This window comes from Actinomadura gamaensis (assembly GCF_042652125.1).
Classification (GTDB): domain Bacteria; phylum Actinomycetota; class Actinomycetes; order Streptosporangiales; family Streptosporangiaceae; genus Spirillospora; species Spirillospora gamaensis.
The window spans coordinates 294,828-317,944 of the sequence record NZ_JBHSIT010000005.1 but is presented as its reverse complement, the minus strand read 5'-3'; the positions used below and the strand labels follow the sequence as shown (position 1 = coordinate 317,944).

At 72.2% G+C, this 23,117-nt stretch carries 20 protein-coding genes; 4 read left to right on the top strand and 16 right to left on the bottom strand.

The window, feature by feature from the left end; all coding sequences use genetic code 11:
* Positions 1-70: 70 nt before the first annotated feature.
* The 5 genes from ACFPCY_RS19170 to metH all read right to left on the bottom strand — a co-directional run bounded on the left by ACFPCY_RS19170 (position 71) and on the right by metH (position 8,357).
* Complete coding sequence (locus ACFPCY_RS19170) at positions 71-1,837, bottom strand: ABC transporter substrate-binding protein (protein WP_378256978.1); 1,767 nt, start codon at positions 1,835-1,837, stop codon at positions 71-73.
* Between the two features lie 39 nt (positions 1,838-1,876).
* Positions 1,877-2,872 carry an ABC transporter permease gene (locus ACFPCY_RS19165; RefSeq protein ID WP_378256976.1) on the bottom strand — a complete coding sequence of 332 codons (996 nt, stop codon included), beginning with the start codon at positions 2,870-2,872 and terminating at the stop codon, positions 1,877-1,879.
* Between the two features lie 513 nt (positions 2,873-3,385).
* Positions 3,386-3,817, bottom strand: a complete 432-nt coding sequence (locus tag ACFPCY_RS19160) for a hypothetical protein (protein ID WP_378256974.1) — start codon at positions 3,815-3,817, stop codon at positions 3,386-3,388.
* A gap of 256 nt (positions 3,818-4,073) precedes the next feature.
* Entirely contained in the window at positions 4,074-4,739 is a 666-nt protein-coding gene (locus tag ACFPCY_RS19155; RefSeq protein ID WP_378256972.1) for an HAD family hydrolase, read from the bottom strand.
* 138 nt (positions 4,740-4,877) lie between these two features.
* Positions 4,878-8,357, bottom strand: a complete 3,480-nt coding sequence (gene metH / locus ACFPCY_RS19150) for a methionine synthase (protein ID WP_378256970.1) — start codon at positions 8,355-8,357, stop codon at positions 4,878-4,880.
* A 189-nt stretch (positions 8,358-8,546) separates the two neighbouring features.
* Here metH and ACFPCY_RS19145 point away from each other — a divergent pair, with 189 nt between their 5' ends.
* From ACFPCY_RS19145 to ACFPCY_RS19135, 3 genes are all read left to right on the top strand, one after another.
* Positions 8,547-9,005, top strand: a complete 459-nt coding sequence (locus ACFPCY_RS19145) for a universal stress protein (protein WP_378256968.1) — start codon at positions 8,547-8,549, stop codon at positions 9,003-9,005.
* A 181-nt stretch (positions 9,006-9,186) separates the two neighbouring features.
* Entirely contained in the window at positions 9,187-10,029 is an 843-nt protein-coding gene (locus ACFPCY_RS19140; RefSeq protein WP_378256966.1) for a PAC2 family protein, read from the top strand.
* A 252-nt stretch (positions 10,030-10,281) separates the two neighbouring features.
* Positions 10,282-11,118, top strand: coding sequence for an oxygenase MpaB family protein (locus ACFPCY_RS19135; RefSeq protein WP_378256964.1), 837 nt, complete (start codon positions 10,282-10,284; stop codon positions 11,116-11,118).
* 55 nt (positions 11,119-11,173) lie between these two features.
* Here the strand turns inward: ACFPCY_RS19135 and mshC are convergent, their stop codons facing one another.
* Positions 11,174-12,415, bottom strand: a complete 1,242-nt coding sequence (mshC, locus tag ACFPCY_RS19130; protein ID WP_378256962.1) for a cysteine--1-D-myo-inosityl 2-amino-2-deoxy-alpha-D-glucopyranoside ligase — start codon at positions 12,413-12,415, stop codon at positions 11,174-11,176.
* A 110-nt stretch (positions 12,416-12,525) separates the two neighbouring features.
* On the opposite strand from mshC, the gene ACFPCY_RS19125 reads away from it, so the two are divergent.
* On the top strand, positions 12,526-13,479 hold the full coding sequence (locus tag ACFPCY_RS19125; protein WP_378256960.1) for an alpha/beta hydrolase: 954 nt from the start codon (positions 12,526-12,528) through the stop codon (positions 13,477-13,479).
* Between the two features lie 51 nt (positions 13,480-13,530).
* On the opposite strand, the gene ACFPCY_RS19120 is transcribed toward ACFPCY_RS19125, so the two are convergent.
* From ACFPCY_RS19120 to ACFPCY_RS19075, 10 genes are all read right to left on the bottom strand, one after another.
* A complete protein-coding gene (locus tag ACFPCY_RS19120; protein WP_378256958.1) occupies positions 13,531-14,475 on the bottom strand; it encodes an ABC transporter permease in 945 nt (314 codons plus the stop codon).
* Positions 14,476-14,478: 3 nt separating this feature from the next.
* Positions 14,479-15,444, bottom strand: coding sequence for an ABC transporter permease (locus ACFPCY_RS19115; protein ID WP_378256956.1), 966 nt, complete (start codon positions 15,442-15,444; stop codon positions 14,479-14,481).
* Entirely contained in the window at positions 15,441-16,523 is a 1,083-nt protein-coding gene (locus ACFPCY_RS19110) for an ABC transporter ATP-binding protein (RefSeq protein ID WP_417281566.1), read from the bottom strand. Before ACFPCY_RS19110 ends, ACFPCY_RS19115 begins: the two co-directional genes overlap by 4 nt.
* The gene (locus tag ACFPCY_RS19105) at positions 16,520-17,905 is read right to left on the bottom strand and encodes an ABC transporter ATP-binding protein (protein WP_378256954.1); all 1,386 of its coding nucleotides are present in this window, start codon (positions 17,903-17,905) and stop codon (positions 16,520-16,522) included. The genes ACFPCY_RS19110 and ACFPCY_RS19105 overlap by 4 nt, the downstream gene beginning before the upstream one ends.
* Entirely contained in the window at positions 17,902-18,057 is a 156-nt protein-coding gene (locus tag ACFPCY_RS19100) for a hypothetical protein (RefSeq protein WP_378256952.1), read from the bottom strand. The genes ACFPCY_RS19105 and ACFPCY_RS19100 overlap by 4 nt, the downstream gene beginning before the upstream one ends.
* Positions 18,054-19,826, bottom strand: a complete 1,773-nt coding sequence (locus ACFPCY_RS19095) for an ABC transporter substrate-binding protein (protein ID WP_378256950.1) — start codon at positions 19,824-19,826, stop codon at positions 18,054-18,056. Before ACFPCY_RS19095 ends, ACFPCY_RS19100 begins: the two co-directional genes overlap by 4 nt.
* A 307-nt stretch (positions 19,827-20,133) precedes the next feature.
* On the bottom strand, positions 20,134-20,895 hold the full coding sequence (locus ACFPCY_RS19090; RefSeq protein WP_378256948.1) for an NRDE family protein: 762 nt from the start codon (positions 20,893-20,895) through the stop codon (positions 20,134-20,136).
* A 32-nt stretch (positions 20,896-20,927) separates the two neighbouring features.
* Entirely contained in the window at positions 20,928-21,704 is a 777-nt protein-coding gene (locus ACFPCY_RS19085) for an SCO1664 family protein (RefSeq protein WP_378256946.1), read from the bottom strand.
* A 136-nt stretch (positions 21,705-21,840) separates the two neighbouring features.
* The gene (locus ACFPCY_RS19080) at positions 21,841-22,392 is read right to left on the bottom strand and encodes a DUF3090 domain-containing protein (protein WP_378256945.1); all 552 of its coding nucleotides are present in this window, start codon (positions 22,390-22,392) and stop codon (positions 21,841-21,843) included.
* 11 nt (positions 22,393-22,403) lie between these two features.
* Complete coding sequence (locus ACFPCY_RS19075; protein ID WP_378256943.1) at positions 22,404-23,099, bottom strand: histidine phosphatase family protein; 696 nt, start codon at positions 23,097-23,099, stop codon at positions 22,404-22,406.
* Positions 23,100-23,117: the final 18 nt, after the last annotated feature.

Below are 23,117 nucleotides of genomic sequence, written 5' to 3'. Positions count from 1 at the left end.
CGGTGGGTCTCCTCCGGTCGGCGGGCGTCGCCTTCACCTGCCTTCAGGACTTCGAGTAGCGGGGCCGCTACTACTTCTTGACACCCATGTTCAGGTAGTCGTACATGCCGCCGTAGCCCTGGGTGATGCCGACGTTGGTGACGTTCGGCGGACGGTAGAGCAGCGCCTTGGCGTAGATGATCGGCACGTCGACGGCGTCGTCCATGGCGATCTGGTCGATCTGGCCGTAGATCTTGGCGCGGGCGTCCTTGTCGGTGTTCCCGATCGCCTGGTCGAACAGCTGGTTGATCTGCTTGTTGTCCTCTTCCGGCAGGTTGTTGCCGCCGGACGGCTTGATCGCGCGGCCGTCGAGGATCTGCGACAGGAAGCCGTAGCCCGTGGGCCAGTCGGCGGACCACGCCATCAGCATGATGCCGATGCCGTTGTCGTGCACGAACTTCGGAGCGCCGACGTACTTGTTGAAGTAGTCACCGGCCGGGTACTGCACGATCTCGGTGTTGATGCCGACCTGCTTCAGGCCCTGCTGCATGGCCTGCGCCATGGCGACTTCCTTCGGCCGGTCGGACCGGGCCGAGATCTTGGTCTTGAAGCCCTGCGGCTGGCCGCACTGCTGCAGCTCGGACTTGGCCTTGGCGAGCGTGGCCTCGTCCAGGCCGCCGCCCTGCTTGTAGGTCTGCGGGTACTTGTCGAACTTCTGGTACCCGACGATGCCCGGGGGCAGGATGGTCGTGGCGACCTCGCCGCCGGCCAGCGGACCGCCGTAGGCGGACTGCATGGCGACCTTGTCGGTGGCGTACTGCACCGCGCGGCGGCAGTGGACGTTGTCCAGCGGCTTGACGTGGAGGTTCATCGACGCGAACCGCAGGTAGCCCTGCAGCGGGTTGTCGGTGTTGGCCTTCTTGGTCTGGTCGCTGAGCAGCTTGCCCTGGGTGCCGGACTGGACGCCGACGCCCGCGGCGTCCATGTCGACGGAACCGGCGAGCAGGCGGTTGTCGATGTCGTCACCGGACTGCTTGAGCTGCAGCTCGATCCGGTCCGGCAGCGCCTTGCGGATCGGGTCGGTGCTCTGGTCCCAGTTCGGGTTGCGGGACAGGATCATCGACTTGCCGCGCTCGTAGGAGTCGACCTTGTACGGGCCGGACGAGACGATCTTCTGCTCGTACTTCAGGCCGGTGTCCTTGGCCTGCGGCACGGGGATCGTCTGCGCCATCGCGACCAGGTAGTCGAACTCCGCGAACGGCTTGGACAGGTGGAAGACGATGGTGCTGTCGTCCGGGGTCTCGATGGACTTCAGGCCCTGCGGGCTCTTGTCCTTGTAGGGACCCTTGTAGGCCGGGGTGTTGTCCTGGAGGTAGGCCTTGAAGTACTTCGGGCCGAGCTGGAGCTCGTCGGTGAAGTTCGAACGCTCGACGGCGTACTTGACGTCCTTGGACGTGACGGGCGTGCCGTCGTCGAACTTCACCCCCGAACGCAGCTTGTAGGTCCAGGTCTTGCCGTTGTCGTTGGTCTGGCCGGGGCCCTGCGCGAGGTCCGGGATGACCTGGTTGCTGTCCGGGCCGGCGGCCGGCTTGAAGGTCAGCAGGCCGCGGCCGTACAGGCGGACGAAGTTCTGCGACCAGGCGTAGTAGGTGTTGCCCGGGTCCGGCGAGTCGAAGTCGTCGGAGATGGCGAAACGGAGCGTCCCGCCCTTCTTGTCCGACTGGTTGATGACCTTGTCGACGGCCGCGTTGTACCCGGCTCCCTTGGAGGAGCCCCCGGAACCGCCACCGCATGCGGCCAGGCCGGTGGTGGCGACCAGGCCGGCAGCCAGTGCCGCTAGTGGTCTGATCTTTTTCATGTGCAGGCGCACCCCTTCACTTGAGGGTAAAACCCGAGGTCACTTAGCCCGGGGGTCGAGAGCGTCCCGGAGCCCGTCACCCAGGAGGTTGAAGGCCAGGACGGTGATGAAGATGGCCATGCCGGGCACGACCATGAACCACGGGTCCGCGGTGTAGATCGGCACCGCGTCGGACAGCATGTGGCCCCACGAGGCGGTCGGCGGGTTGATGCCGACGCCGAGGAACGACAGCGCCGCCTCGAACAGGATGTTGGTCGGGATCAGCAGGGTCGAGTAGACCAGGATCGGCGCGACCAGGTTGGGCAGCAGCTCCTTGAACAGGATGTAGCCCGGCTTGGCGCCCATGCTGCGCGCCGCGTCGACGAACTCCCGCTCGCGCAGCGACAGCGTCTGCCCGCGGATGATGCGGCCGATGTACGGCCAGTTGAAGAAGCCGATCACGAAGATCAGCACGCCGATGCGCAGGTCGTTGCCCTCGAGCCCGAACGCCGAGCCGGTGCCGACGACGCCGACCAGGGCGATCGCGAACAGCAGCAGCGGGAAGGCGAGGAAGATGTCCATCGCCCGGCTGATGAGGGTGTCGACCCAGCCGCCGAAGTAGCCGGCGGTGACGCCGAGGATCGTGCCGATCACCACCGACAGGACGGTGGCGAGGAACGCGACCAGCAGCGAGATGCGCGCCCCGTACACGATGCGGGACAGCATGTCGCGGCCGTTGCCCGGCTCGACGCCGAGCCAGTGGTCGGCGCTGATGCCGGAGTGCCAGATGCCGCCCTTGGGGCGGTTGTACGTCGGGTCGACCAGTCCCTGGTGGTAGGCCAGGGGGTCCTGCACCAGGAAGGGCCCGAAGATCGCGATCAGGATGAGCAGGACGATGACGACCCCGCCCGCCAGTGCGACCTTGTCTCGCTTGAGCCGCAGCCAGGCGATCTGCCCGAGCGAGCGACCCTGGATCGCCTTGCCTTCGACGCCGGCGAGGACGGCATCCGGCTGGGCCTCCTGTTGCGCCCCGGTCGCCTCGATCGGTGCGGTCACGCTCCGTACCTCCTACTTTTGGGCCACACGCCTGCGGCGGGCGCCGCTCGGCAGCGGAGATCGTCCGCTGTTCGTGCCCGTTACACCGCGTTTGCTGGAGGGAAAACTAGTGCTTCGGCCACGACTGTCCATCCGTGAAGCCGCCGATGCCAGTACCCGTATCTGACTTGTGATCTCGTCGTCATCTAGGGCACACGTGAGATGGACAACACATCGGACAAAGTGCCCAGATCGTACGATTCTCCACACCGGGGCAGGCAAGCGGAACGCGGCTCCGACCGGCAAGCTTTATCGGACCGAGTCCGTTTTGAGATGAATCGTCCGCGCCCTCGGGCGCCGGGACGCGAAAACGGCGGGGCGCGCTCCCCTCGGAGCGCGCCCCGCCGCGAACCCGCAGGTCACTCGGGTAACGGCCGCCACGAACGGCACGGCCGCCGGATCACCGCGCGACCGGACGCCGGGGACGCCCCCGGACCCGGCGGCACGCCCCCCGGACTCGGCGGCGCGCGCCGGCTACTTGATGCCGCGGTTGCGGAGGATGTCCTCGATCTCGGCGAGATCCGGGTCCACCGCCGTCGGCGCGGGACCCCCGACCGCGCCCTTCGGGGCCTTGCCCGGCCCCGCCTGCTTGGCCTTGGGCGCCTTGCGCGCGGCCCTGGAGTCCTCACCCTCGGTGACCGAGCGGCGGCTCAAGGCCGCGCCGGACGCCAGGTAGAGCACGACGGCCAGCCCCGCGACCGCCACGCCCGCCCACTTCATCGGACTGAACACCAGGTCGGTGAGGAACCTGGTCACCCCGGTCATCGCCGCGGCCAGCGGGATCAGCGACAGCGCCGCCCCGCGCGCTCCCGACGCCGCGCCGCGCCGTCGGTACACCCCCCAGCTGGCGACCAGGCCGACGAGCGTCACCCCCAGGCTGATCGCGAAGATTGCTGCGTCGCTCATGACGGCCCCCAGGCTCGGTCGTGCTGCTCTCGGCTCCCATATTCACACGCCGGACGGCGCATGGGTCTCCTCCGCTCGGACGGTTTGCCCCCGTCCGCCCCTCCTCCTCGGGCGTGATCCGTCCCCGAGCCCGGTCAGGGATCTCCCCCAGCTCTCCGAGCTCCCGAGCCCACGGCGCGGAGGGGCTGAGAGCGGCGCTCGCGGCGTGGACGGCGGTCAGGCGAACTCGGGGACAAGTCCGGGTGAAAGACGCGTGTCAGGCGAACAGGGCGCGCAGGAAGGGCACGTCCACGTCGCCGAGGGACGACACGACCGTGCGGCCCGGGGCGTCGCCGAGCGAGACGACGCAGGGGACGGCGATCGTCCGGCAGCCCGCCGCCTCCGCCGAGGCGAGCCCGTTCGGCGAGTCCTCCAGCACGACGCACCGCGCCGGGTCCGCGCCGAGCCGCGCGCACGCGGTCAGGTAGGGCTCCGGGTCGGGCTTGGTGCGCCCCACCTCGTCCCCGGCGAGGGTCAGGTCGAAATGGTCCCGGCCGATGCCGTCGAGGGCGGGCTCCAGCAGCGCACGGTGGGTGGAGGTGACCAGCGCGGTCGGGAAGCCCGCCGCGCGGACCTCGGTGAGCAGCTCCTTCGCGCCCGGCAGCAGCGGCACGTTGGTCCGCATCCGCTCGATCATGCCGGCCATCAGCCACCGCCCGACCTGCTCGGCCGGGACGTCGGAACCGGCGCGGCGGACCATGTAGTCCGAGGCGACCGCCAGGTTCCCGCCGACGAGCTTCTCCTGGTCGGCGGGCGACCACTTACCGCCGAGGCGCGCCATCACCTCGTTCTCGGCCTCGAACCACAACCGCTCGGAATCGATGAGGGTGCCGTCCATGTCGAACAGCACCGCCTGCGGATCACCCTGCACGCCGCGCGTCACGCCGCCTGACCTCCCCTTCGGACCGATCGTCCAGGTTAGGCCAGGCGGCGCGGCGCGCCGAACCGCGCAGGCGCCGACCGGCGCCGACCGCGGCCGACCGGGCGGCGGAGCGCACCGGTCGGGCGCCGGAAGCGCCGATCAGGTGTTGAAGTACTTCGCCTCGGGGTGGTGGACGACCAGCGCGTCCGCCGACTGCTCGGGGACGAGCTGGAGCTCCTCCGACAGCGACACGCCGATCCGCTCCGGCCGGAGCAGGCGGACGAGCTTGGCGCGGTCCTCCAGGTCGGGGCAGGCGGCGTAGCCGAAGGAGTAGCGGGCGCCCCGGTAGCCGAGCTTGAAGAAGTCCTCGATGTCGCCGGAGTCCTCGCCGCCGAAGCCCATCTCGGCCCGGATCCGCGCGTGCCAGTACTCCATCAGCGCCTCGGTGAGCTGCACCGACAGGCCGTGCAGCTCCAGGTAGTCGCGGTAGGCGTTCTTGGCGAACAGCTCCGCGGTCGCCTCGGCGATCTTCGAGCCGACGGTGACGAGCTGGAACGCCGCCACGTCGGTCTCGCCCGACTCGCGGGAGCGGAAGAAGTCGGCCAGGCACAGGTGCCGGTCGCGGCGCTGGCGCGGGAAGGTGAACCGCTCGCGGTCCGAGCCGTCCTCGTTGAGGATGACCAGGTCGTTGCCCTCGGACACGGCCGGGAAGTACCCGTACACGACTGCGGCCTCGATCAGGCCCTCGGTCTGGATCCGGTCGAGCCACATCCGCAGCCGCGGCCGGCCCTCGGTCTCGACGAGCTCCTCGTAGGACGGCCCGTCCCCGCCGCGCGCGGGCTTCAGGCCCCACTGGCCCATGAAGGTGGCGCGCTCGTCGAGGAACGCCGCGTAGTCGGCGAGGGCGATGCCCTTGACGATGCGGTCTCCGCCGAACGGCGGCTTCGGCAGCGGGTTGTCGGCGGCGACGTCGGACCGGGAGGGCATGTCCTCCGGCTCGGTGACCTGGAGCGTCGCGCCCTTCTTCACCCGGCGCTCGCGCAGCGGCGGCAGGGTAGCGCCCTCCTCGCCGCGCTTGACCGCCATGAACGCGTCCATGAGCCGGAGCCCCTCGAACGCGTCGCGGGCGTAGCGGACCTGCCCGTCGAACAGCTCGGCGAGGTCCTGCTCGACGTAGGCGCGGGTGAGCGCCGCGCCGCCGAGCAGCACCGGCCAGTTCTGCGCCAGGCCGCGGCTGTTCAGCTCCTGCAGGTTCTCCTTCATGATCACCGTGGACTTGACCAGCAGGCCGGACATGCCGATCACGTCGGCGCGGTGCTCGCGCGCGGCGTCGAGGATCGCCGACATCGGCTGCTTGATGCCGATGTTCACCACCTCGTAGCCGTTGTTCGACAGGATGATGTCGACGAGGTTCTTGCCGATGTCGTGGACGTCGCCCTTGACGGTCGCGAGCACGATGCGGCCCTTGCCGCCGTCGCCCTCGACCTTCTCCATGTGCGGTTCGAGGTAGGCGACCGCGGTCTTCATCACCTCGGCGGACTGGAGCACGAACGGCAGCTGCATCTGGCCGGAGCCGAACAGCTCGCCGACGGTCTTCATGCCGTCCAGCAGGACGTCGTTGACGATCTCCAGGGCGGGCCGCTGGGTGAGCGCCTCGTCCAGGTCGGCGTTCAGGCCGTCGAGCTCGCCGTCGACGATGCGGCGCTTGAGCCGCTCCCACAGCGGCAGCGCGAGCAGCTCGGCGGCGCGGTCGGCCTTCATCGCGGCGGTGTCGACGCCCTCGAACAGCTCCATGAACCGGTGCAGCGGGTCGTAGCCCTCCGAGCGCCGGTCGTAGATCAGGTCGAGCGCGACCTTGCGCTGCTCCTCCGGGATCCGGTTCATCGGCAGGATCTTGGAGGCGTGCACGATCGCCGAGTCGAGCCCGGCGTCGACGCACTCGTGCAGGAACACCGAGTTCAGCACGATGCGGGCGGCCGGGTTCAGGCCGAACGACACGTTCGACAGGCCGAGGGTGGTCTGGACGTCGGGGTAGCGGCGCTTCAGCTCCCGGATCGCCTCGATGGTCTCCACCGCGTCGCGGCGGGACTCCTCCTGGCCGGTGCCGATCGTGAAGGTCAGCGCGTCGATGATGATGTCGCCGACGTCCATGCCCCACCGCGACGTCAGGTACTCGATCAGCCGGACGGCGATCTCGACCTTCTTGTCGGCGGTGCGGGCCTGGCCCTGCTCGTCGATGGTGAGGGCGACGACGCTCGCGCCGTGCTCGCGGACCGACGGCATGAGCCGCGCCATCCGCGAGTCGGGGCCGTCGCCGTCCTCGAAGTTCACCGAGTTGATCACGGCGCGGCCGCCGAGCATCTCCAGCCCGGCGATGATCACGTCGACCTCGGTGGAGTCGAGCACGATCGGCAGGGTGGAGGCGGTGGCGAACCGGAACGCCAGCTCCTTCATGTCCGCGACGCCGTCCCGGCCGACGTAGTCGACGCACAGGTCGAGCATGTGCGCGCCGTCGCGGGCCTGGTCGCGGGCGATCTTCACGCAGTCGTCCCAGCGGCGCTCCAGCATCGCCTCGCGGAACGCCTTGGAGCCGTTGGCGTTGGTGCGCTCGCCGATCGCGAGGTAGGAGGTGTCCTGGCGGAACGGGACGTGCTGGTACAGCGACGCCGCGCCCGCCTCGTGCCGGGGGCGGCGCGCGGCGACCTCGCGGCCCCGGACCCGCTCGACGACCCGGGCGAGGTGCTCGGGGGTGGTGCCGCAGCAGCCGCCGACCAGCGACAGGCCGAACTCGCGGGTGAAGGTGTCGTGCGCGTCGGCGAGCTCGTCCGGGCTCAGCGGGTAGCGGGCGCCGTCGGACGTCAGCTCCGGCAGGCCCGCGTTCGGCATGCAGCTCACCCCGATCCGCGCGTGGCGGGCCAGGTAGCGCAGGTGCTCGCTCATCTCGGCGGGGCCGGTCGCGCAGTTCAGGCCGATCAGGTCCAGCTCCATCGGCTCCAGCGCCGTGAGCGCCGCGCCGATCTCCGAGCCCATCAGCATCGCGCCGTTCTGCTCGATGGTGACCTGGCCGATGAGGACGGTGTCGGTGCCGGCGGCGGCGATGGCGCGCTTGGCGCCGATGAGGGCGGCCTTGGCCTGGAGGAGGTCCTGGCAGGTCTCGACGAGGATGGCGTCCGCGCCGCCCTCGATGAGGCCGGCGGCGTTGAGCTGGTAGGCGTCGCGCAGCTCGCCGAACGACACGTGCCCGAGGGTGGGCAGCTTGGTGCCGGGGCCGACCGAGCCGATCACCCAGCGGGGGCGGTCGGGGGTGCTGTAGGAGTCGGCGACCTCGCGGGCGAGCCGCGCGCCGGCCTCGGCCAGCTCGTGGATGCGCTCGGTGATGCCGTACTCGCCGAGGTTGCCGAGGTTCGCGCCGAAGGTGTTGGTCTCGACGCAGTCGACGCCCGCCTCGAAGTAGGCGCTGTGGACCGACCGGACGATGTCGGGACGGGTCACGTTGAGGATCTCGTTGCAACCCTCGTGCCCCTGGAAGTCGTCCAGCGTGGGACCGGCGTCCTGGAGCATCGTCCCCATGCCCCCGTCGGCCACGACGACGCGTTCTTTCAGGGCCTGGCGCAGGGAAGCCGCGGTGGGAGTGCTCATGGGGACCCACTCTATCGGGCGGGCGCCCGGTGCCCACCGGCCGTCCCCGTGACGGATGGGTGATCGGAACGCTAACGTTCGGCCAGCGCCTACCAACGGGTAACGCGCGCCCCGGACGCCCGGGGCCGCGCGCCCGGACGACCACCGCCCGGACGACGCGCGTGCGGGCCACGACAACAGGGAGCGGCCGTGAGCGCCTACCGCACCATCCTCGTCGGCACCGACGGGTCGGACTCCTCGTTCCGCGCGGTCGACCGCGCCGCGCAGCTCGCCGCCGCCACCGGCGCGACGCTGCTGCTCGCGACCGCCTACACGCCGATGCCCGAGCGGGAGCGGCTGTCGGCGGCCGACCAGCTCGGCGACCTGGCCTACAAGGTGCAGGGCTCCACCCCCGCCGACGACGCGCTGCGCGCCGCCCGGGAGCGGGCCGTCGCGCAGGGCGCCACCGACATCGACCAGGCCGCGGTCGAGGGCGACGCGGTCGACGTGATCTCGCGGCTCGCCCGGGACCGCGAGGCCGACCTGGTCGTGGTCGGCAACCGCGGGCTCAACAGCCTGGCCGGGCGGCTGCTCGGATCGGTGCCGGCGAACCTGTCGCACCGCTCCCCCGTGGACGTGCTGATCGTGCACACCACCGACGGGAAGTGATCCGATCGTGACCCGGCCGGACCCGCCGGGCGACCCCCGGCGAGGTCTGGACCGTCGAGGGGTGGGGTAGTTCTCGGTCAGGACGTAGGCTGACAGCCCACCGATCATGATCGGGGCCCCCGACCCCGGGAATGGACGGTCCCCCGGTGACGCTGTACCGGGCGTCGGAAGGAGGCATCGCGTGATCGAGCTTGAAGGCGTGCCGGAACTGGTCGATCCGGTCGTCGTGGCCGCCTTTGAGGGGTGGAACGACGCCGGGGAGGCGGCCAGCGGGGTGATCACCCACCTGGAGGGCGTCTGGGACGCGGCACCGATCGCCGAACTCGACCCCGACGACTACTACGACTTCCAGGTCACCCGTCCGATGGTCGAGATGATCGACGGCGAGACCCGCGGCATCTCCTGGCCCACCACCCGCGTCTCCCGCGCCCGGCTGCCGTCCGGGCGGGACGTGGTGCTGATCCACGGGATCGAGCCGAACATGCGGTGGCGGTCGTTCTGCCGCGAGATCGTCGACAAGATCGGCGAGCTGGGCGCGCGGCAGGTGGTGCTGCTCGGCGCGCTGCTGGCCGACGCGCCGCACACCCGGCCCGTCCCGGTGACGGGCGCCGCGAACGACTCGGCGACGGTCGAGCGGCTCAACCTGGAGCCCGCCCGCTACGAGGGCCCGACCGGGATCCTCGGCGTGCTCCAGGACGCCTGCGCCAAGGCCGAGCTGCCGACGGTGTCGCTGTGGGCGGCCGTGCCGCACTACGTGGCGCAACCCCCGTCGCCGAAGGCCACGCTGGCGCTGCTGCGCCGCGTCGAGGACCTGCTGGACGTGGCCGTCCCGCTGGGTGAGCTGCCCGAGGAGGCGCGCGCCTGGGAGAACGGGGTGAACGAGCTGGCCGAGGAGGACTCCGAGGTCGCCGAGTACGTCCGGACGCTGGAGGAGCAGAAGGACGCCACCGAGCTGCCCGAGGCCAGCGGCGACGCGATCGCCCGCGAGTTTGAGCGCTACCTGCGCCGTCGAGACGCGGGCTGACCTCATCGGGCGGCGAGAGCGCGGACCGCGCGGATGACGCGGACCGCGCGGATGACGCGGACCGCGCGGATGACGCGGCTCAGGGGGCGGAAAACGGGGGCGTAGGGAGCGCGGGGGCCCTTGCCGGCGGGATGCCGGCAAGGGCTTGCCAGCCGCCGCCGAAGTGCGCAAGCATTCACTTACCGGCCGTCCGGACGCCGTGCCCGGACGGGCCGCCCGCCCCGCCCCGCTCCCTCGGCGGAAGGAACCCGCGTGACCCCCCAGGCCCCCGCCGGCGTCCGCGACCGCACCGCGCTGCGGCTGCTCGCCGCCGAACCCGCCGTGATGCTCGCCGCCGGCCGCGCCCTGCTCCTCCAGGTCGCCCACCCGAAGATCGCGCAGGGCGTCGCCGACCACAGCGACCTGCGGGAACGTCCCCTCGACCGGCTGTTCGGCACGCTGGACTTCCTCACCATCGTCGCGTTCGGCACCGACGAGGAGGCCCGGCGCCTCGGCGACGGGCTGCGCCGCCTGCACGACCGGATCACCGGGCCCGGCTACTCCGGCAACGACCCCGAACTCCAGGCCTGGGTGAACGCCACCCTCACCGACGCCGCCCTGTACGTGTACGAGGAGATCCTCCGCCGCCCCAGCGGCGATCTCGGCGCGGCCTACGTGGACCAGGCCCGGTACGTCGCCGAGGTGCTCGGCTGCCCGGCGGACGCGCAGCCCGCCGACCGCGAGGAGTTCCGCCGCTACTTCGACGGCATGGTCGCCTCGCTGGAGGTGTCCGACGCGGGCCGCGAGGTCATGCGCGAGGTGCTCTGGTCGCGGAAGCTGCGCTGGCTGTGGCCGGCGATGTGGCTCAACCGGTTCATCACCGCCGGGCTGCTGCCCGAGCCGGTCCGCGTCCAGTACGGGCTGCCGTGGGGGCCGCGCCGCGACCGGGTGCTGTGGTTCCTGCTCCGCACCGGCGCGTTCTCCTACCGGCTCGTCCCCGGACGGCTCCGCCGCGCGGGCGTCCCCCTGGTGCTCTGGCGCTCCCGCCGCCGCATCGCCCGCAAAGCCGAACGGGCCCGGCGAACGCGTCCGCAGCCCTCGAGTGAATGAGCGAAGCCCCGTCCGGGTGAGGACGGGGCTTCGGCGGGTTCAGGCTTTCGCGGCCTTACAGCTCGACGCCCAGCAGGGCGTCGGCGACGGCGCGGACCTGCGCCGGGGCCTTGGCGTCGTCGCCGTTCCCGGCGAGCGCGGCGTCGGCCCAGGCGTCGATCGCGGCGAGCGCGCCCGGCGCGTCCAGGTCGTCGTCGAGACGCGCCCGGACGGTCTCCAGCACGCCGTCCGCGGACGGCCCGGCGGGCGCGGCGACCGCGGCGCGCCAGCGCTCCAGCCGCGCGGTCGCGGCGTCGAGCTGCCCGGCCGTCCACTCCCAGTCGGCGCGGTAGTGGTGCGCGAGCAGCGCCAGCCGGATCGCCATCGGGTCGGCGCCGGCCCGGCGCAGCTTCGACACGAACACGAGGTTGCCGCGCGACTTGGACATCTTCTCGCCGTCCAGGCCGACCATGCCCGCGTGCACGTACGCCCGGGCGTGCGGGCGCTCGCCGGTCGCGACCTGGGCGTGCGACGCGCCCATCTCGTGGTGCGGGAACGCCAGGTCCGACCCGCCGCCCTCCACGTCGAACGCCATGCCGAGATGCTCGACGGAGATCGCCGCGCACTCGATGTGCCAGCCCGGACGTCCCTTGCCGAACGGCGAGTCCCAGCCCGGCTCGCCCGGCCGCTGGGCCAGCCACAGCAGCGCGTCCAGCGGGTCGCGCTTGCCCGGCCGGTCCGGGTCGCCGCCGCGCTCGGCGAACAGCGGCCGCATCTCGTCCCGGCCGAGCCGGCTGACCTCCCCGAACGACGCGTCGGCGGCGACGGGGAAGTACAGGTCGCCGTCCACCTCGTACACCGCGTCCCGGGCCCGCAGCTCCTCGATCATCTTCACCACGAGCGGGATCGCCTCGACCGCGCCGACGTACTGGTCCGGCGGGAGGATCCGCAGCGCGGCCATGTCCTCGCGGAACAGCTCGATCTCCCGGTCGGCCAGCTCGCGCCAGTCCACCCCGTCCCGCTCGGCGCGTTCCAGGAGCGGATCGTCGACGTCGGTGGCATTCTGCACGTAGTGGACCCGGCGGCCCTGGTCGCGCCAGACCCGGTTCACCAGGTCGAACGCGAGGTAGGTGTTGGCGTGGCCCAGGTGCGTGGCGTCGTAGGGCGTGATCCCGCAGACGTAGATCCGCGCGGTCGGCCCCGGATCGGTGGGCCGCGCCTCCCCCGCGCCGGTGTCGTGCAGGCGCAGCGGCCCGGACGCGCCGGCCAGGCCGAGATCGGGGAGACTGGGTACTTCTGGAGCGGGCCACGATCGCATGATTGAACCTTATCCGTGCGCTCCGGATAGCTTGACACCGAGATCGTCCCGACCGTCCCGCACGTCCCGAACGACCCCAGCCCCGGGTGGAACGGAGTCCGACCGAGTCCATGGCACGCCATCGCAAGTCGCGTGATCGGCGCGGGCTGCCCCGCGCGGCGCACGGCGGCCTCGCCGTCCTGGTCGCGCTGCTGCTCACCGCCACGATCATGATCGGGATCGTCCGGGTCCGGCACGGCCTCGCCACCGGCGGGCACAGCGCCGCCGAGCCCGCCGAGCCGCCGCCCGCCCTGCCCGCGCACGTCGGCGCCTACACCTCCAAGGTGCGGCTGCCCGGCGAGAAGTCCTCCCACGACCTGGTGGTGTACCGGCCGAACGTGCCCGACTCCTCCAGGCTCCCGGTGGTGTACTTCCTGCACGGCGTGCCCGGCGACCCCAAGTCGCTCGTGGACGACGGGCTGCTGGACGAGGTGAAGAAGTACCTCGCCAAGGGCGGGCAGCCGTTCGTGCTGGCCGTCCCGGACGGCAACGGCGACCACCACGACGACACCGAGTGGGCCGACGCCGCCGACGGGTCGGACATGGTCGAGAGCCGCCTGCTGAAGGCCGTCATCCCGGCCGTCGAGGGGGACCGCCCCCGCGACGCCGCGCACCGCGCCATCGCCGGGTTCTCCATGGGCGGGTTCGGCGCGCTGAACCTCGGGCTGCGCCACCCCGACCTGTTCGGGCAGGTCGTCTCCCTCGCCGGGTACTACGGCGTGGACGACCCGGACCACATGTTCGCCGGCCGCGAGGACCTGGAGGCCGCCAACAGCCCCGACCGGCACCTCGACGCCGCCCGCCAGGTGCGGATCTTCATGGCCGTCGGGCAGGACGACGGGAACCCCGTCGTCGAGGGCAGCTCCCAGCAGTTCAAGAAGATCCTCGACGCCGCGCACGTGCCCGCGACCCTCCAGGTGCTGCCCGGGGAGCACGACTGGGACTTCGTCACCCGCGCGCTCCCCGCCGGGTTCGACTTCCTGCGGCAGGGCTGGGCGCAGAACGGCGCCGCGTCCGGCCGCTGACGCGAACCGGCCCGGGACGGCCGGACGCGCCGTGCGCCGGTGCGGACCGGGTCAGGAGAGCCGGACGCGCGGGTCGAGGAGCGAGTAGCCGAGGTCCACGATCAGGTTCGCGATCACCACGAACAGCGTCACCATCAGCGTCACGCCGATGATGACCGGGGTGTCGCCGAGGTTGATCGACTGGTACACCAGCTGCCCGACGCCCTGCAGGCCGAACACCCGCTCGATCACGATCGTCGAGCCGATCAGCGCGCCGACGTCGATGCCGAACTGGGTCACCACCGGCGTCAGCGCCGACCGCAGCCCGTGCCGGAACACCACTCGGCGCTCGGTGACGCCTTTGGACCGCGCGGTGCGGATGTAGTCCTCGCCCATCACGTCCAGCATCGAGCCGCGGGTCAAGCGCGTGTAGGTCGCGACCATCAGGAACGCCAGGCCGATCCACGGCAGCAGCATCCGCTGGAAGAAGTGCTCCTGGAGCGGCGGTCCCGCCTCGAAGTAGCGGAAGCCCGCCTCGCCCAGCTTGGTCGAGAAGACGTACAGCAGCACCAGCGCCATGACGAACGACGGCAGCGACAGCCCGACCAGCACGATCACCGTGATGACCCGGTCGGCTACCGACCGCGGGTGCGTCGCGGAGTACACGCCCGACGCGACGCCCCCGATGAACCAGATGACCGCCGCGCCCGCCACCAGCCACAGCGTCGTCGGCAGCCGGTTCTCGATGATGGACGCCACCGACGTCCCGTTCAGGTAGGACTGGCCGAGGTCGCCGCGGACCAGCTTCCCCAGCCAGGAGAAGTACTGGACCAGCACCGGCCTGTCCAGGCCGAGGTTCTGCCGGATCTGGTTCAGCGTCTCGGTGCTGGCGCGCGGGCCGCCGATCGTCCGCTCGACCGACGTCGGCGACAGGTGCAGGAACGCGAACACCAGCGTCGACACCAGCCACAGCACGAGGACCGCGTACAGCAGGCGGCGGATGACGTAGCGGACCATGGCTCACTTCCCCCCGGACTGCCGGTCGCCGCGCGGATCCATCGCGTCCCGGACCGCGTCGCCGAGCAGGTTGAACGACAGGGTGGTCAGCAGCAGCAGGACGGCCGGGACCACCAGCAGCCACCACGCGGTCTGGAACACCTCGCTGCCCTCGCCGAGCATCGCGCCCCAGCTCGGCATCGGCGGGCGCACCCCGACGCCGAGGAACGACAGCGTCGACTCGAACACGATCGAGGTCGGGATCAGCAGCGAGGTCAGCACCGTGATCTGCGCGACCAGGTTCGGCAGCACGTCCACGAACATGATCCGCCAGCGGTTCGCGCCGAGCGACCGGGCCGCCTCGATGAACTCCTTCTGCTTGATCGACATGACCTGGCCGCGGATGATCCGGCCGAACGCGGCGAACGAGAAGAACGCGATCACCACGATCGTCATCGTCAGGCTCGCCGCGACCGACTGCACCTGGAACGTCACCGCCAGCGTGATCGCGATCAGCAGGTACGGCAGCGCGAGCGTGATGTCCATCACCCGGGCGAGGACCGTGTCCAGGACGCCGCCGACGTACCCGGCGAGGGTGCCGACCACCACGCCGACCACCGACGCCAGCACCGCCGCGGCGATGCCGACCAGCAGCGAGATCCGCGCGCCGTAGGCGGAGCGGACCAGCACGTCCCGGCCGAGCTGGTCGGCGCCGAGCCAGAAGTCCCCGGACGGCCCGATCGGCTGCCCGTTCTCGTCCAGGCCCGTCTTGGGGAAGGTCGCCGAGTACGGGTGGCCCGTCCAGGACGCCCACAGCGGCGCGGTCAGCGCGAACACCACGATCAGCAGCAGGACGACCAGGAACACCAGCGCGACCTTGTCGCGCCGGAACCGGGCCCAGGCGAGCTGCAGCGGCGTGCGGCCCTTCACCCGCGGGTTCTCGGCGTCCGGCGGGACGGTCTCCGGCTGGAGTTCGGACAGGCTGGTCACGTGCTCGCCTCCGGCAGGTCCGGTTCGGTGGAGACCTGGGCGATGGCGGCGGACTCGCGCGCCAGGTTCTCGCCGCGCTCCACCGGGAAGTGACAGGCGGTCAGATGGTCGGGGGCGTCGCCCGGGCGGACGATCAGCGGCGGGTCGTCCACGGTGCAGCGGTCCCGCGCCTTCGGGCAGCGCGGATGGAACCGGCAGCCGCTCGGCGGGTCGATCGGGGACGGCACGTCCCCCGACAGGACGATCCGCTCGGCGCGCTCGGCCTCGTCCGGGTCGGCGATCGACGCCGCCGACAGCAGCGCCGCCGCGTACGGGTGCCGCGGGCCCGCGTACAGCTCGTCCTCGGTGGCGCTCTCCACCACCCGGCCGAGGTACATCACCGCGACCCGGTCCGACACGTACCGCACGACCGACAGGTCGTGGGCGATGAACACGTAGGTCAGGCCCATCTCGTCCTGCAGGTCCTTCAGCAGGTTGATGACCTGGGCCTGGATCGACACGTCCAGCGCCGACACCGGCTCGTCGCAGATGATCATCTTGGGTCTGAGCGCGAGCGCGCGGGCGATGCCGATGCGCTGCCGCTGCCCGCCGGAGAACTCGGCGGGGAACCGGTTGAAGTGCTCGGGGTTCAGCCCGACCAGCTCCATCAGCTCCTGCACGCGCCGCTTGCGCTCGGCGCCGCCCGCGATGCCGTGGATCGCGAACGGGTCGCCGATGATCGACCCGACCCGGCGGCGCGGGTTCAGCGACCCGTACGGGTCCTGGAAGATCATCTGGACGTCCCGGCGGAACGCCTTCAGGCCCGCCCCCGACAGTTTGGTGACGTCCTGGCCCTCGAACACGATCCGGCCCCGCGTGACCGGGTGCAGCGCGGCCAGGCAGCGCGCCAGCGTCGACTTGCCGCAGCCCGACTCGCCGACGACGCCGAGCGTCTCCCCGCGCCGGACGGTCAGGTCCACGCCGTCCACCGCGTGGACGCGCGCGATCTCCTTCTTGAAGACGATGCCCTGCCGGATCGGGAAGTGCTTGAAGACGCCCTCCACCGACATCAGCACGTCCCGGTCGCCGGTCGCCGTCACGCGTTCCCCCCGTCCGCCGTGCCCGGACCGTCACCCGTGCCCGGACCGTCACCCGTGCCCGTGCCATCAGCCGTGCCCGGACCGTCACCCGTGCCCGTGCCATCAGCCGTGCCCGTGCCCGTGCCGCCAGCCGTGCCCGGGCCGTCGGCCGTGCCCGGCCTCGGGCCGTCAGCCATGCGTGGGCCGTCGGCCATGCCCGGGCCGTCCGCCGGTCCCGGCCTCGGGGCCGGCTCCGGCCCTGGTCCCGGTCCCGGTCCCGGTTCGGGTCGTCGGCCGGGCTCTTCCTCCGGGGGTCGCGCGTGCCCGGAGGGCTTGCCGCGGCCCCGGCGGCCCGCCTCGCGGGCGGCCTCGGCGGCGGCGAGGCGGCGGGCCTGCGCGTCCTCGCCGAGGCCGACGGCGTCGAGCGGGAGCCAGCAGGCCGACACGTGCGACGGGTCGTGGCCGTCCGCGCCCGGCGGCGGCCCGGCGTGCTCCAGGACCGGCTCGTCGGTGCGGCAGTGCGGCATCGCGAACTCGCAGCGGGGGTGGAACACGCAGCCGGACGGCAGGTTGATCAGGCTCGGCGGCTGGCCCGGGATCGGCCGCAGCCGGTCCGCGCCGCCCGCCGCCGTCGGCACCGACCGCAGCAGCCCCATCGTGTAGGGGTGGTGGCCGCGGTAGTACAGGGTGCGGCGCGCGGCCCGCTCGGCGGGCTTGCCGCCGTACATCACCAGCACGTCGTCGGCCATGTCCGCGATCACGCCGAGGTCGTGGGTGATCATGATGAGCGCGGTGTCGAACTCGGCCTGGAGCCGCCGCATCAGGTCCAGGATCTGCGCCTGGACGGTCGCGTCGAGCGCGGTCGTCGGCTCGTCGGCGATGATCAGCTTGGGGTTCAGCGCCAGCGCCATCGCGATCATCACGCGCTGCCGCATGCCGCCGGAGAACTGGTGCGGGTAGTCGTCCACCCGGCGGTCCGGTTTCGGGATGCCGACCAGCCCGAGCATCTCGACCGCGCGCTTGCGCGCCTGGTCCCTGCCGACCTGCCGGTCGTGCGCGCGGATCATCTCCTCGATCTGCCAGCCGACCTTGTACAGCGGGTGCAGGCTGGACAGCGGGTCCTGGAAGATCATCGCGATCTCGGCGCCGCGCAGCTCGCGCATCCGGTCGTCGCTCGCGGTCAGCAGGTCCCGCCCCTCGAACAGGGCCCGGCCCGACACCCGCGCGCCGGGGGTCAGCCGCATCAGCGTCTGCGTGGACACGCTCTTGCCCGACCCGGACTCCCCCACGATGCCGAGGGTGCGGCCGCGGTCCACGCTGAACGACATCCCGCGCACGGCGTGGACCTCGCCGTCGGCGGTGTGGAAGGAGACCTGGAGGTCGGTCACCTCGAGAAGACTCATCGACGCCCCTTCGCGCCCGTGCCGCGCCGGACCGGACGGTCCGCCCGGACGCCGCGCCCCGTCCCGGACGCCTCGCGCCGTCCCGGGCGGCCCGCCGCGCCCGCGTCCCGGCCGGGCCCGCGCGGCGCGGCCCCGGCCGGGACGGCGGTCACGAGAGCTTGATCAGGTTGTAGTCGTAGCCCTGGTACTGCGGCAGGTACTTGGCGTTCTTCACCCGGGACGAGTGGAAGATCGGATACTTCTGGTTCATCAGCGGCACGACCGCGGCGTCCTGCATGATCTGCTTGTCGGCCTGCGCCCAGAAGCCGGCGGCGGCGTTGGCGTCCTTGGCCTCCAGCGCCTGGTCGATGAGCTTGTTCACGGCCGGGTTGTTGTAGCCGCCGTAGTTGGTGGAGTTCGGGCCGTAGTGCCGCCCGTCGAACAGCGGGACGATGTTGGTGCGGCCGTTGTTGCCGTACCAGTCCGGCACCCAGCCCGGACCGGCGATGTCCCACTTGCCGGCCTTGGCGTCCTCGGGGGTCACCAGCGTTTTGGCGTAGAAGGTGCCGTTGGTGTCCGGGGTGAGGTTCGCCTTGATGCCGCACTTGGCCAGGTTCGCCTGCACCGACTGGGCGATCTTGGGGTGGTTGCTGGAGACCCGGTAGGGGAACTTCAGCGTCAGCCCGGACGGGTACCCCGCGGCGCTCAGCATCTGCTTGCACTTGTTCGGGTCGCCGCTGTTGCCCGGCGTCGGGTACAGGTTGAACTGCTGGTAGCCGACGCTGCGCGGCGGGATCACCTGGTTCAGCACCTCGCTGACGTCCGGGCCGCCGTAGATCTGCACGGTCGCGGTCTTGTCGATCGCGTACTCGATCGCCTGCCGCACCGCCACCTTGCCCAGCGCCCCGCCGTTGTTCGGGCTGAGGGTGTTGAACACGATGTAGGGGTTGCTGGTCGAGCCGTCCATGATCTTGAAGTTCGGGTTCGACTTCAGGCTCGGGATCTGCCCGGTCGGGACGGTCTGGTCCCAGGACAGGTCCGCCGCGCCCGACTCCATCTGCTGCTGGACGGTCTCCGGCGAGTCCTGCCCCATCGTGATCTGGATCCCGTCGGGGTTCTGCTCGCGGACCGGGTCCGACTCGGCCTTCCAGGCGGCGTTCTTCGCCAGCGTGATCGACTTGTTCGCCTGGTAGCTGGTGATCTTGTACGGGCCGTCGGAGAGGGTGTGGGTGCGGAACTCGGGGCTGTCGGGGACGTACCTGTCGTACTCCGCCGGGGCCGCCGCCGAGAAGCTCAGGCCGAGGATGTTGGTGAAGTCGCTGGCCGGCCGGTTCAGCTTGATGACGAGCGTCTTGTCGTCCTTGGCCTGGAGGCCGGGCACCTGGTGCCCGTTCTGGTAGGCCGCGATCGCCCCGGCGTTCGTCGCGCTCACCTTGCCGAAGCCGTCGCAGAACGCGCTGAAGCCCTGGATCGTGTCGGTGTAGTACCCGAGGCCGCCGGACGGCTTGGCCGGGTTGCAGATCCGCTTGATGCCGCGCACGAAGTCGCCCGCGACGACCGGGCGCACCGGGTTGGTGTCCCACTGCATCCCGTCGCGCAGCTTGATCGTGTAGGTCTTGCCGTCCTTGCTGATCCCGCCGTTCTCGGTGGTCGGGACCTCGGCGGCGGCGTCGGCGACGACCTTGACGGCCTCGTCGAAGCCGTCCGCGGCCTTGACGTTGAACAGCGTGCGCGCGAACTGCCGTGCGAGCAGGTTGCCCCAGGTGGTGTAGACGCTGGAGGTGTCGAGGTGGTCCACGTCGGACGAGCCGACCACCTTCAGCGTCCCGCCGGCGGACCCTCCTCCGCCGCCGCCACCGCTCCCGCCGCCGCACGCGGCCAGTGCGAGGGCGGCCGCGCCGAGCCCCGCGGCGACCACCGTCCCCCGTCGTCGTGCTGCCATCTGCACTTCCCCCGCTCTGCGTGATGCCCTGAGCGCGTCCCCGCACGGCGGCGGCGCCGGGCGCGCCCGACGAAGATCGCGCTAGGTAGCGAAGTTAGCACCCAGAGTCATACGGCCGCGCGCACGACCCCCGAAAAGGTCACGCGCGCCGCCGAGCGCGCCACGGAACGCGACGACCGGCGCGACGGTGGCGGCGTATCGGCCGGGACCGCAGCGCGACCGCGGCGGGCCGGCGGCGGAGGAACGGCGAGAAGGCGACGGCCCGGAAGACGGGAGAGTCGCGGGGCGAGGGGCGCGAAGGCGGCGGTCAGAGGACGGTCGTCCAGGCGGACGGGTCGCCGGGGCGCGCGGAGAAGTCGTAGCGGACGGTGTCCGGGCCGAGCGCGACGAGGCTGACCGAGGTGGTGCCCCAGACGCGGCCGGGCTCGAACTCGTGCAGCGGCAGCAGCGTGCGCCGGTCGGAGCGGTCCAGGCCGCCGCCCTCCAGCTCGGCGAGCCAGGACGACCAGTCGCGCACGTCCCCGCCGGGGCGCGGCTCGGGGCGCGGCGCGGCGGCGAGCAGGGGCCGCAGGTGGGCCAGGCGGGCGGCCATGAAGGCGTCCTCGACGACGCCCTCGCGGTGGCCCTCGCCGTTCAGGCCGTTGTTGACGACGATGTGCAGGCCGGGGCCGAGCTCGCGGTCGGCGAGGTCCGCGCCGTCCCAGCTCCACATGCGGGCGCCGTCCGGCCGGACGCCGAGCAGGAAGAACGGGTCGTAGTCCTTGACGTCCAGCGCGGCGGGGGCACCGCCGGAGGCGACCAGGAGCGGGAGCTCGCCGCGGGAGCGCCGCCGGTCCTCGGGGACGAGCGGGCCGCGCCCGTTCAGCACCGTCGCGGCGCGGCGGGCGGCGGGGTCGACGGCGAGCCAGGTGCCGCCCGCCCGCAGGTCGCGCCCGCCGACCAGCGCGGGACGGTCCGGCCAGTGTCGTCCGGGCGGCTCCCAGGAGCGGGCGAGGAACTCGTCCCGGACGCCCACCAGGAGCACCGGGACCGGGGAGGCGGGGTCCACGCTGACGATCGCCGTACACATGGCGCTATTGCAGCATTCGCGGCAAACCCGGATTAAAGCGGGGGCCACGGAATCGCGGGCCAGTCCTCCGGCGGGTACGGGTGGATGCGGTGCTTCAGCATCAGCTCGACGCGGCGGCGCGTGGCGTCCACCTCCTCGGCGGTGAGCAGCGCGCCGAGCCGGTCGCGCAGCCGCCCGGACCGCAGCGACGCCTCCACCCGGCCGAGCGCCTCCAGCGCCTCGGCGGTCAGCGGCTTGCCGCGCCACTGCCACAGCACCGTGCGCAGCTTGTAGTCGACCGAGAAGCACACGCCGTGGTCGCAGCCGTAGACGTGGCCGTCGCCCGGCGGCAGCAGGTGGCCGATCTTGCGGTCGGCGTTGTTGACGACCGCGTCGAACACCGCCATCCGGCGGATCGCCTCGGCGTCGGAGCGGGACAGCGCCACGGCGTCGACGTCCGGGTCCGGCTCGACCCACAGCTGCACCATGCCGACCCCGTACGGGCCGTCGCGGTGCACCGTCGGCGGGACGATGCGCCACCCCATCGCCTGCGACACCTCGTAGGCGGCGACCTCGCGCTCGGCGAGCGTGCCGTCCGGGAAGTCCCACAGCGGACGCTCCCCCGCGACCGGCTTGTAGACGCACGCGGCGCGCACCCCGTCCCGCTCGACCGTGCAGTACAGGGTCGCGTTGGACGCCTGGACGAGCCGTCCCTCGACGGTCAGCTCGCCCTCGGTGAGCAGCCGCTCGGCCGCCGCGGTGTCGCGCGGGGACACGCCCTGCTCGCGCCCGTCGTCGGCCGGGATGCGCCCCCGTGAAGCCTGCGTCATGCGCCCATTCTCCCGTCCCCGGCCGCCATGATCCAGCAGGGGCTCCGCCGGGGCCGCCGCCGGCCCCCGGCGGGGACGCCGAGCCGGGCGGGAGCGGGGGCGGAGGCGGAGGCGGGGGCGGAGGCGGGGGTTCCGGTCATCCGAGGTAGCCGTTCTGGCGAGGGCACACGTGGCCTTCGGCCGACAGCGGCAGGCCGCACAGCGGGCACGGCGGACGGCCCGCGGCGACGACCTTCAGCGCGCGCTCGGCGAACGCGCGGGCCTGCGCGGCGGTGACCCGCACCCGCAGCACCGCGATCGCCGGGTCGCGCTCGCCGACCTCGGCCGCCTCGTCCTCGTCCTCGGTGGCCTCCTGGGCCTCGATCACGACGCGCTCGTCGTCCGGATCCCAGGCGAGCGCCATCGTGCCGACCCGGAACTCCTCCTCGACCGGCTCGTCCAGCGGCTCGTCGTCGCGGAGCTCGGCGGGGGTGACGGCGGGCACGTGCGCCGCGCCGCCGCTGCGCCGCAGCACCTCGTCCAGCAGCTCCGAGAGCCGCTCGGCGAGCAGGCTGACCTGGAACTTCTCCAGCGCGACGCTGGTGAGGCGGCGGCCCTCGCGGGCCTGGAGGTAGAACGCGCGCTCGCCGGGCTCGCCGACCGTCCCGGCGACGAAGCGGTCCGGCAGTTCGTAGGAGATGACCGGCATGACACCAGACCCTACGCGCCACCGCCGACCGGCGCGTCACCCTCCCTGCCTGGCGCGTCGTCCGCGGGCTCCGGCAGCAGCGAGGCGACCTCCCCGCCGCTGTCGTTGAGGCGCACCAGGAACGGCCGCAGCTCGGTGTAGCGGATGGCGGTCAGCGACGCGGGATCGGCCTGGATCCGCTGGAACTGGTCCAGGTGCAGGCCGAGCGCGTCGGCGACGATCGCCTTGATGATGTCGCCGTGGCTGCACACCAGGTACAGCGCGTCCGGGCCGTGCTCGGCGGCGACGCGCGCGTTCCAGTCGCGGACGGCCGCGACCGCGCGGCGCTGCGCGTCGGCGAGCGCCTCGCCCGCCTCGCCCGGGAACACCGCCGCGCTCGGATGCGCCTGGACGACCCGCCACAGCGGCTCCTCGGCCAGCTCCTTCAGCGGACGGCCCGTCCAGTCGCCGTACCGGACCTCGCCGAACCGGTCGTCCACCTCGATCTTCTCGGTCCCGGTGCGCGCGGCGACGGCCTCGGCGGTCTGGAGGCAGCGGTCGAGCGGGCTGGAGACCACGGCCGCCAGCGGCGTCCCCTCCAGCCGTCCGGCCAGGTCACGGGCCTGCGCGCGGCCGTGCTCGTCCAGCCCGAGCCCGGGCGTCCATCCGGCCAGCACCGGTCCGGTCAGCGCGGTGCGGCCGTGCCGCACGAGCAGAAGCGTCGTCACAGCCAGCACTCTACGAGA

Excerpts from the sequence above, each read along its gene's own strand:
- ACFPCY_RS19080 (WP_378256945.1), bottom strand. The coding sequence starts at position 22,392 with ATGCCGGTCATCTCCTACGAACTGCCGGACCGCTTCGTCGCCGGGACG.
- ACFPCY_RS19160 (WP_378256974.1), bottom strand. The coding sequence starts at position 3,817 with ATGAGCGACGCAGCAATCTTCGCGATCAGCCTGGGGGTGACGCTCGTC.
- ACFPCY_RS19085 (WP_378256946.1), bottom strand. The coding sequence starts at position 21,704 with ATGACGCAGGCTTCACGGGGGCGCATCCCGGCCGACGACGGGCGCGAG.
- ACFPCY_RS19120 (WP_378256958.1), bottom strand. The coding sequence starts at position 14,475 with ATGGTCCGCTACGTCATCCGCCGCCTGCTGTACGCGGTCCTCGTGCTG.
- ACFPCY_RS19105 (WP_378256954.1), bottom strand. The coding sequence starts at position 17,905 with ATGAGTCTTCTCGAGGTGACCGACCTCCAGGTCTCCTTCCACACCGCC.
- ACFPCY_RS19125 (WP_378256960.1), top strand. The coding sequence starts at position 12,526 with ATGGCACGCCATCGCAAGTCGCGTGATCGGCGCGGGCTGCCCCGCGCG.
- ACFPCY_RS19090 (WP_378256948.1), bottom strand. The coding sequence starts at position 20,895 with ATGTGTACGGCGATCGTCAGCGTGGACCCCGCCTCCCCGGTCCCGGTG.
- ACFPCY_RS19095 (WP_378256950.1), bottom strand. The coding sequence starts at position 19,826 with ATGGCAGCACGACGACGGGGGACGGTGGTCGCCGCGGGGCTCGGCGCG.
- mshC (WP_378256962.1), bottom strand. The coding sequence starts at position 12,415 with ATGCGATCGTGGCCCGCTCCAGAAGTACCCAGTCTCCCCGATCTCGGC.
- metH (WP_378256970.1), bottom strand. The coding sequence starts at position 8,357 with ATGAGCACTCCCACCGCGGCTTCCCTGCGCCAGGCCCTGAAAGAACGC.
- ACFPCY_RS19170 (WP_378256978.1), bottom strand. The coding sequence starts at position 1,837 with ATGAAAAAGATCAGACCACTAGCGGCACTGGCTGCCGGCCTGGTCGCC.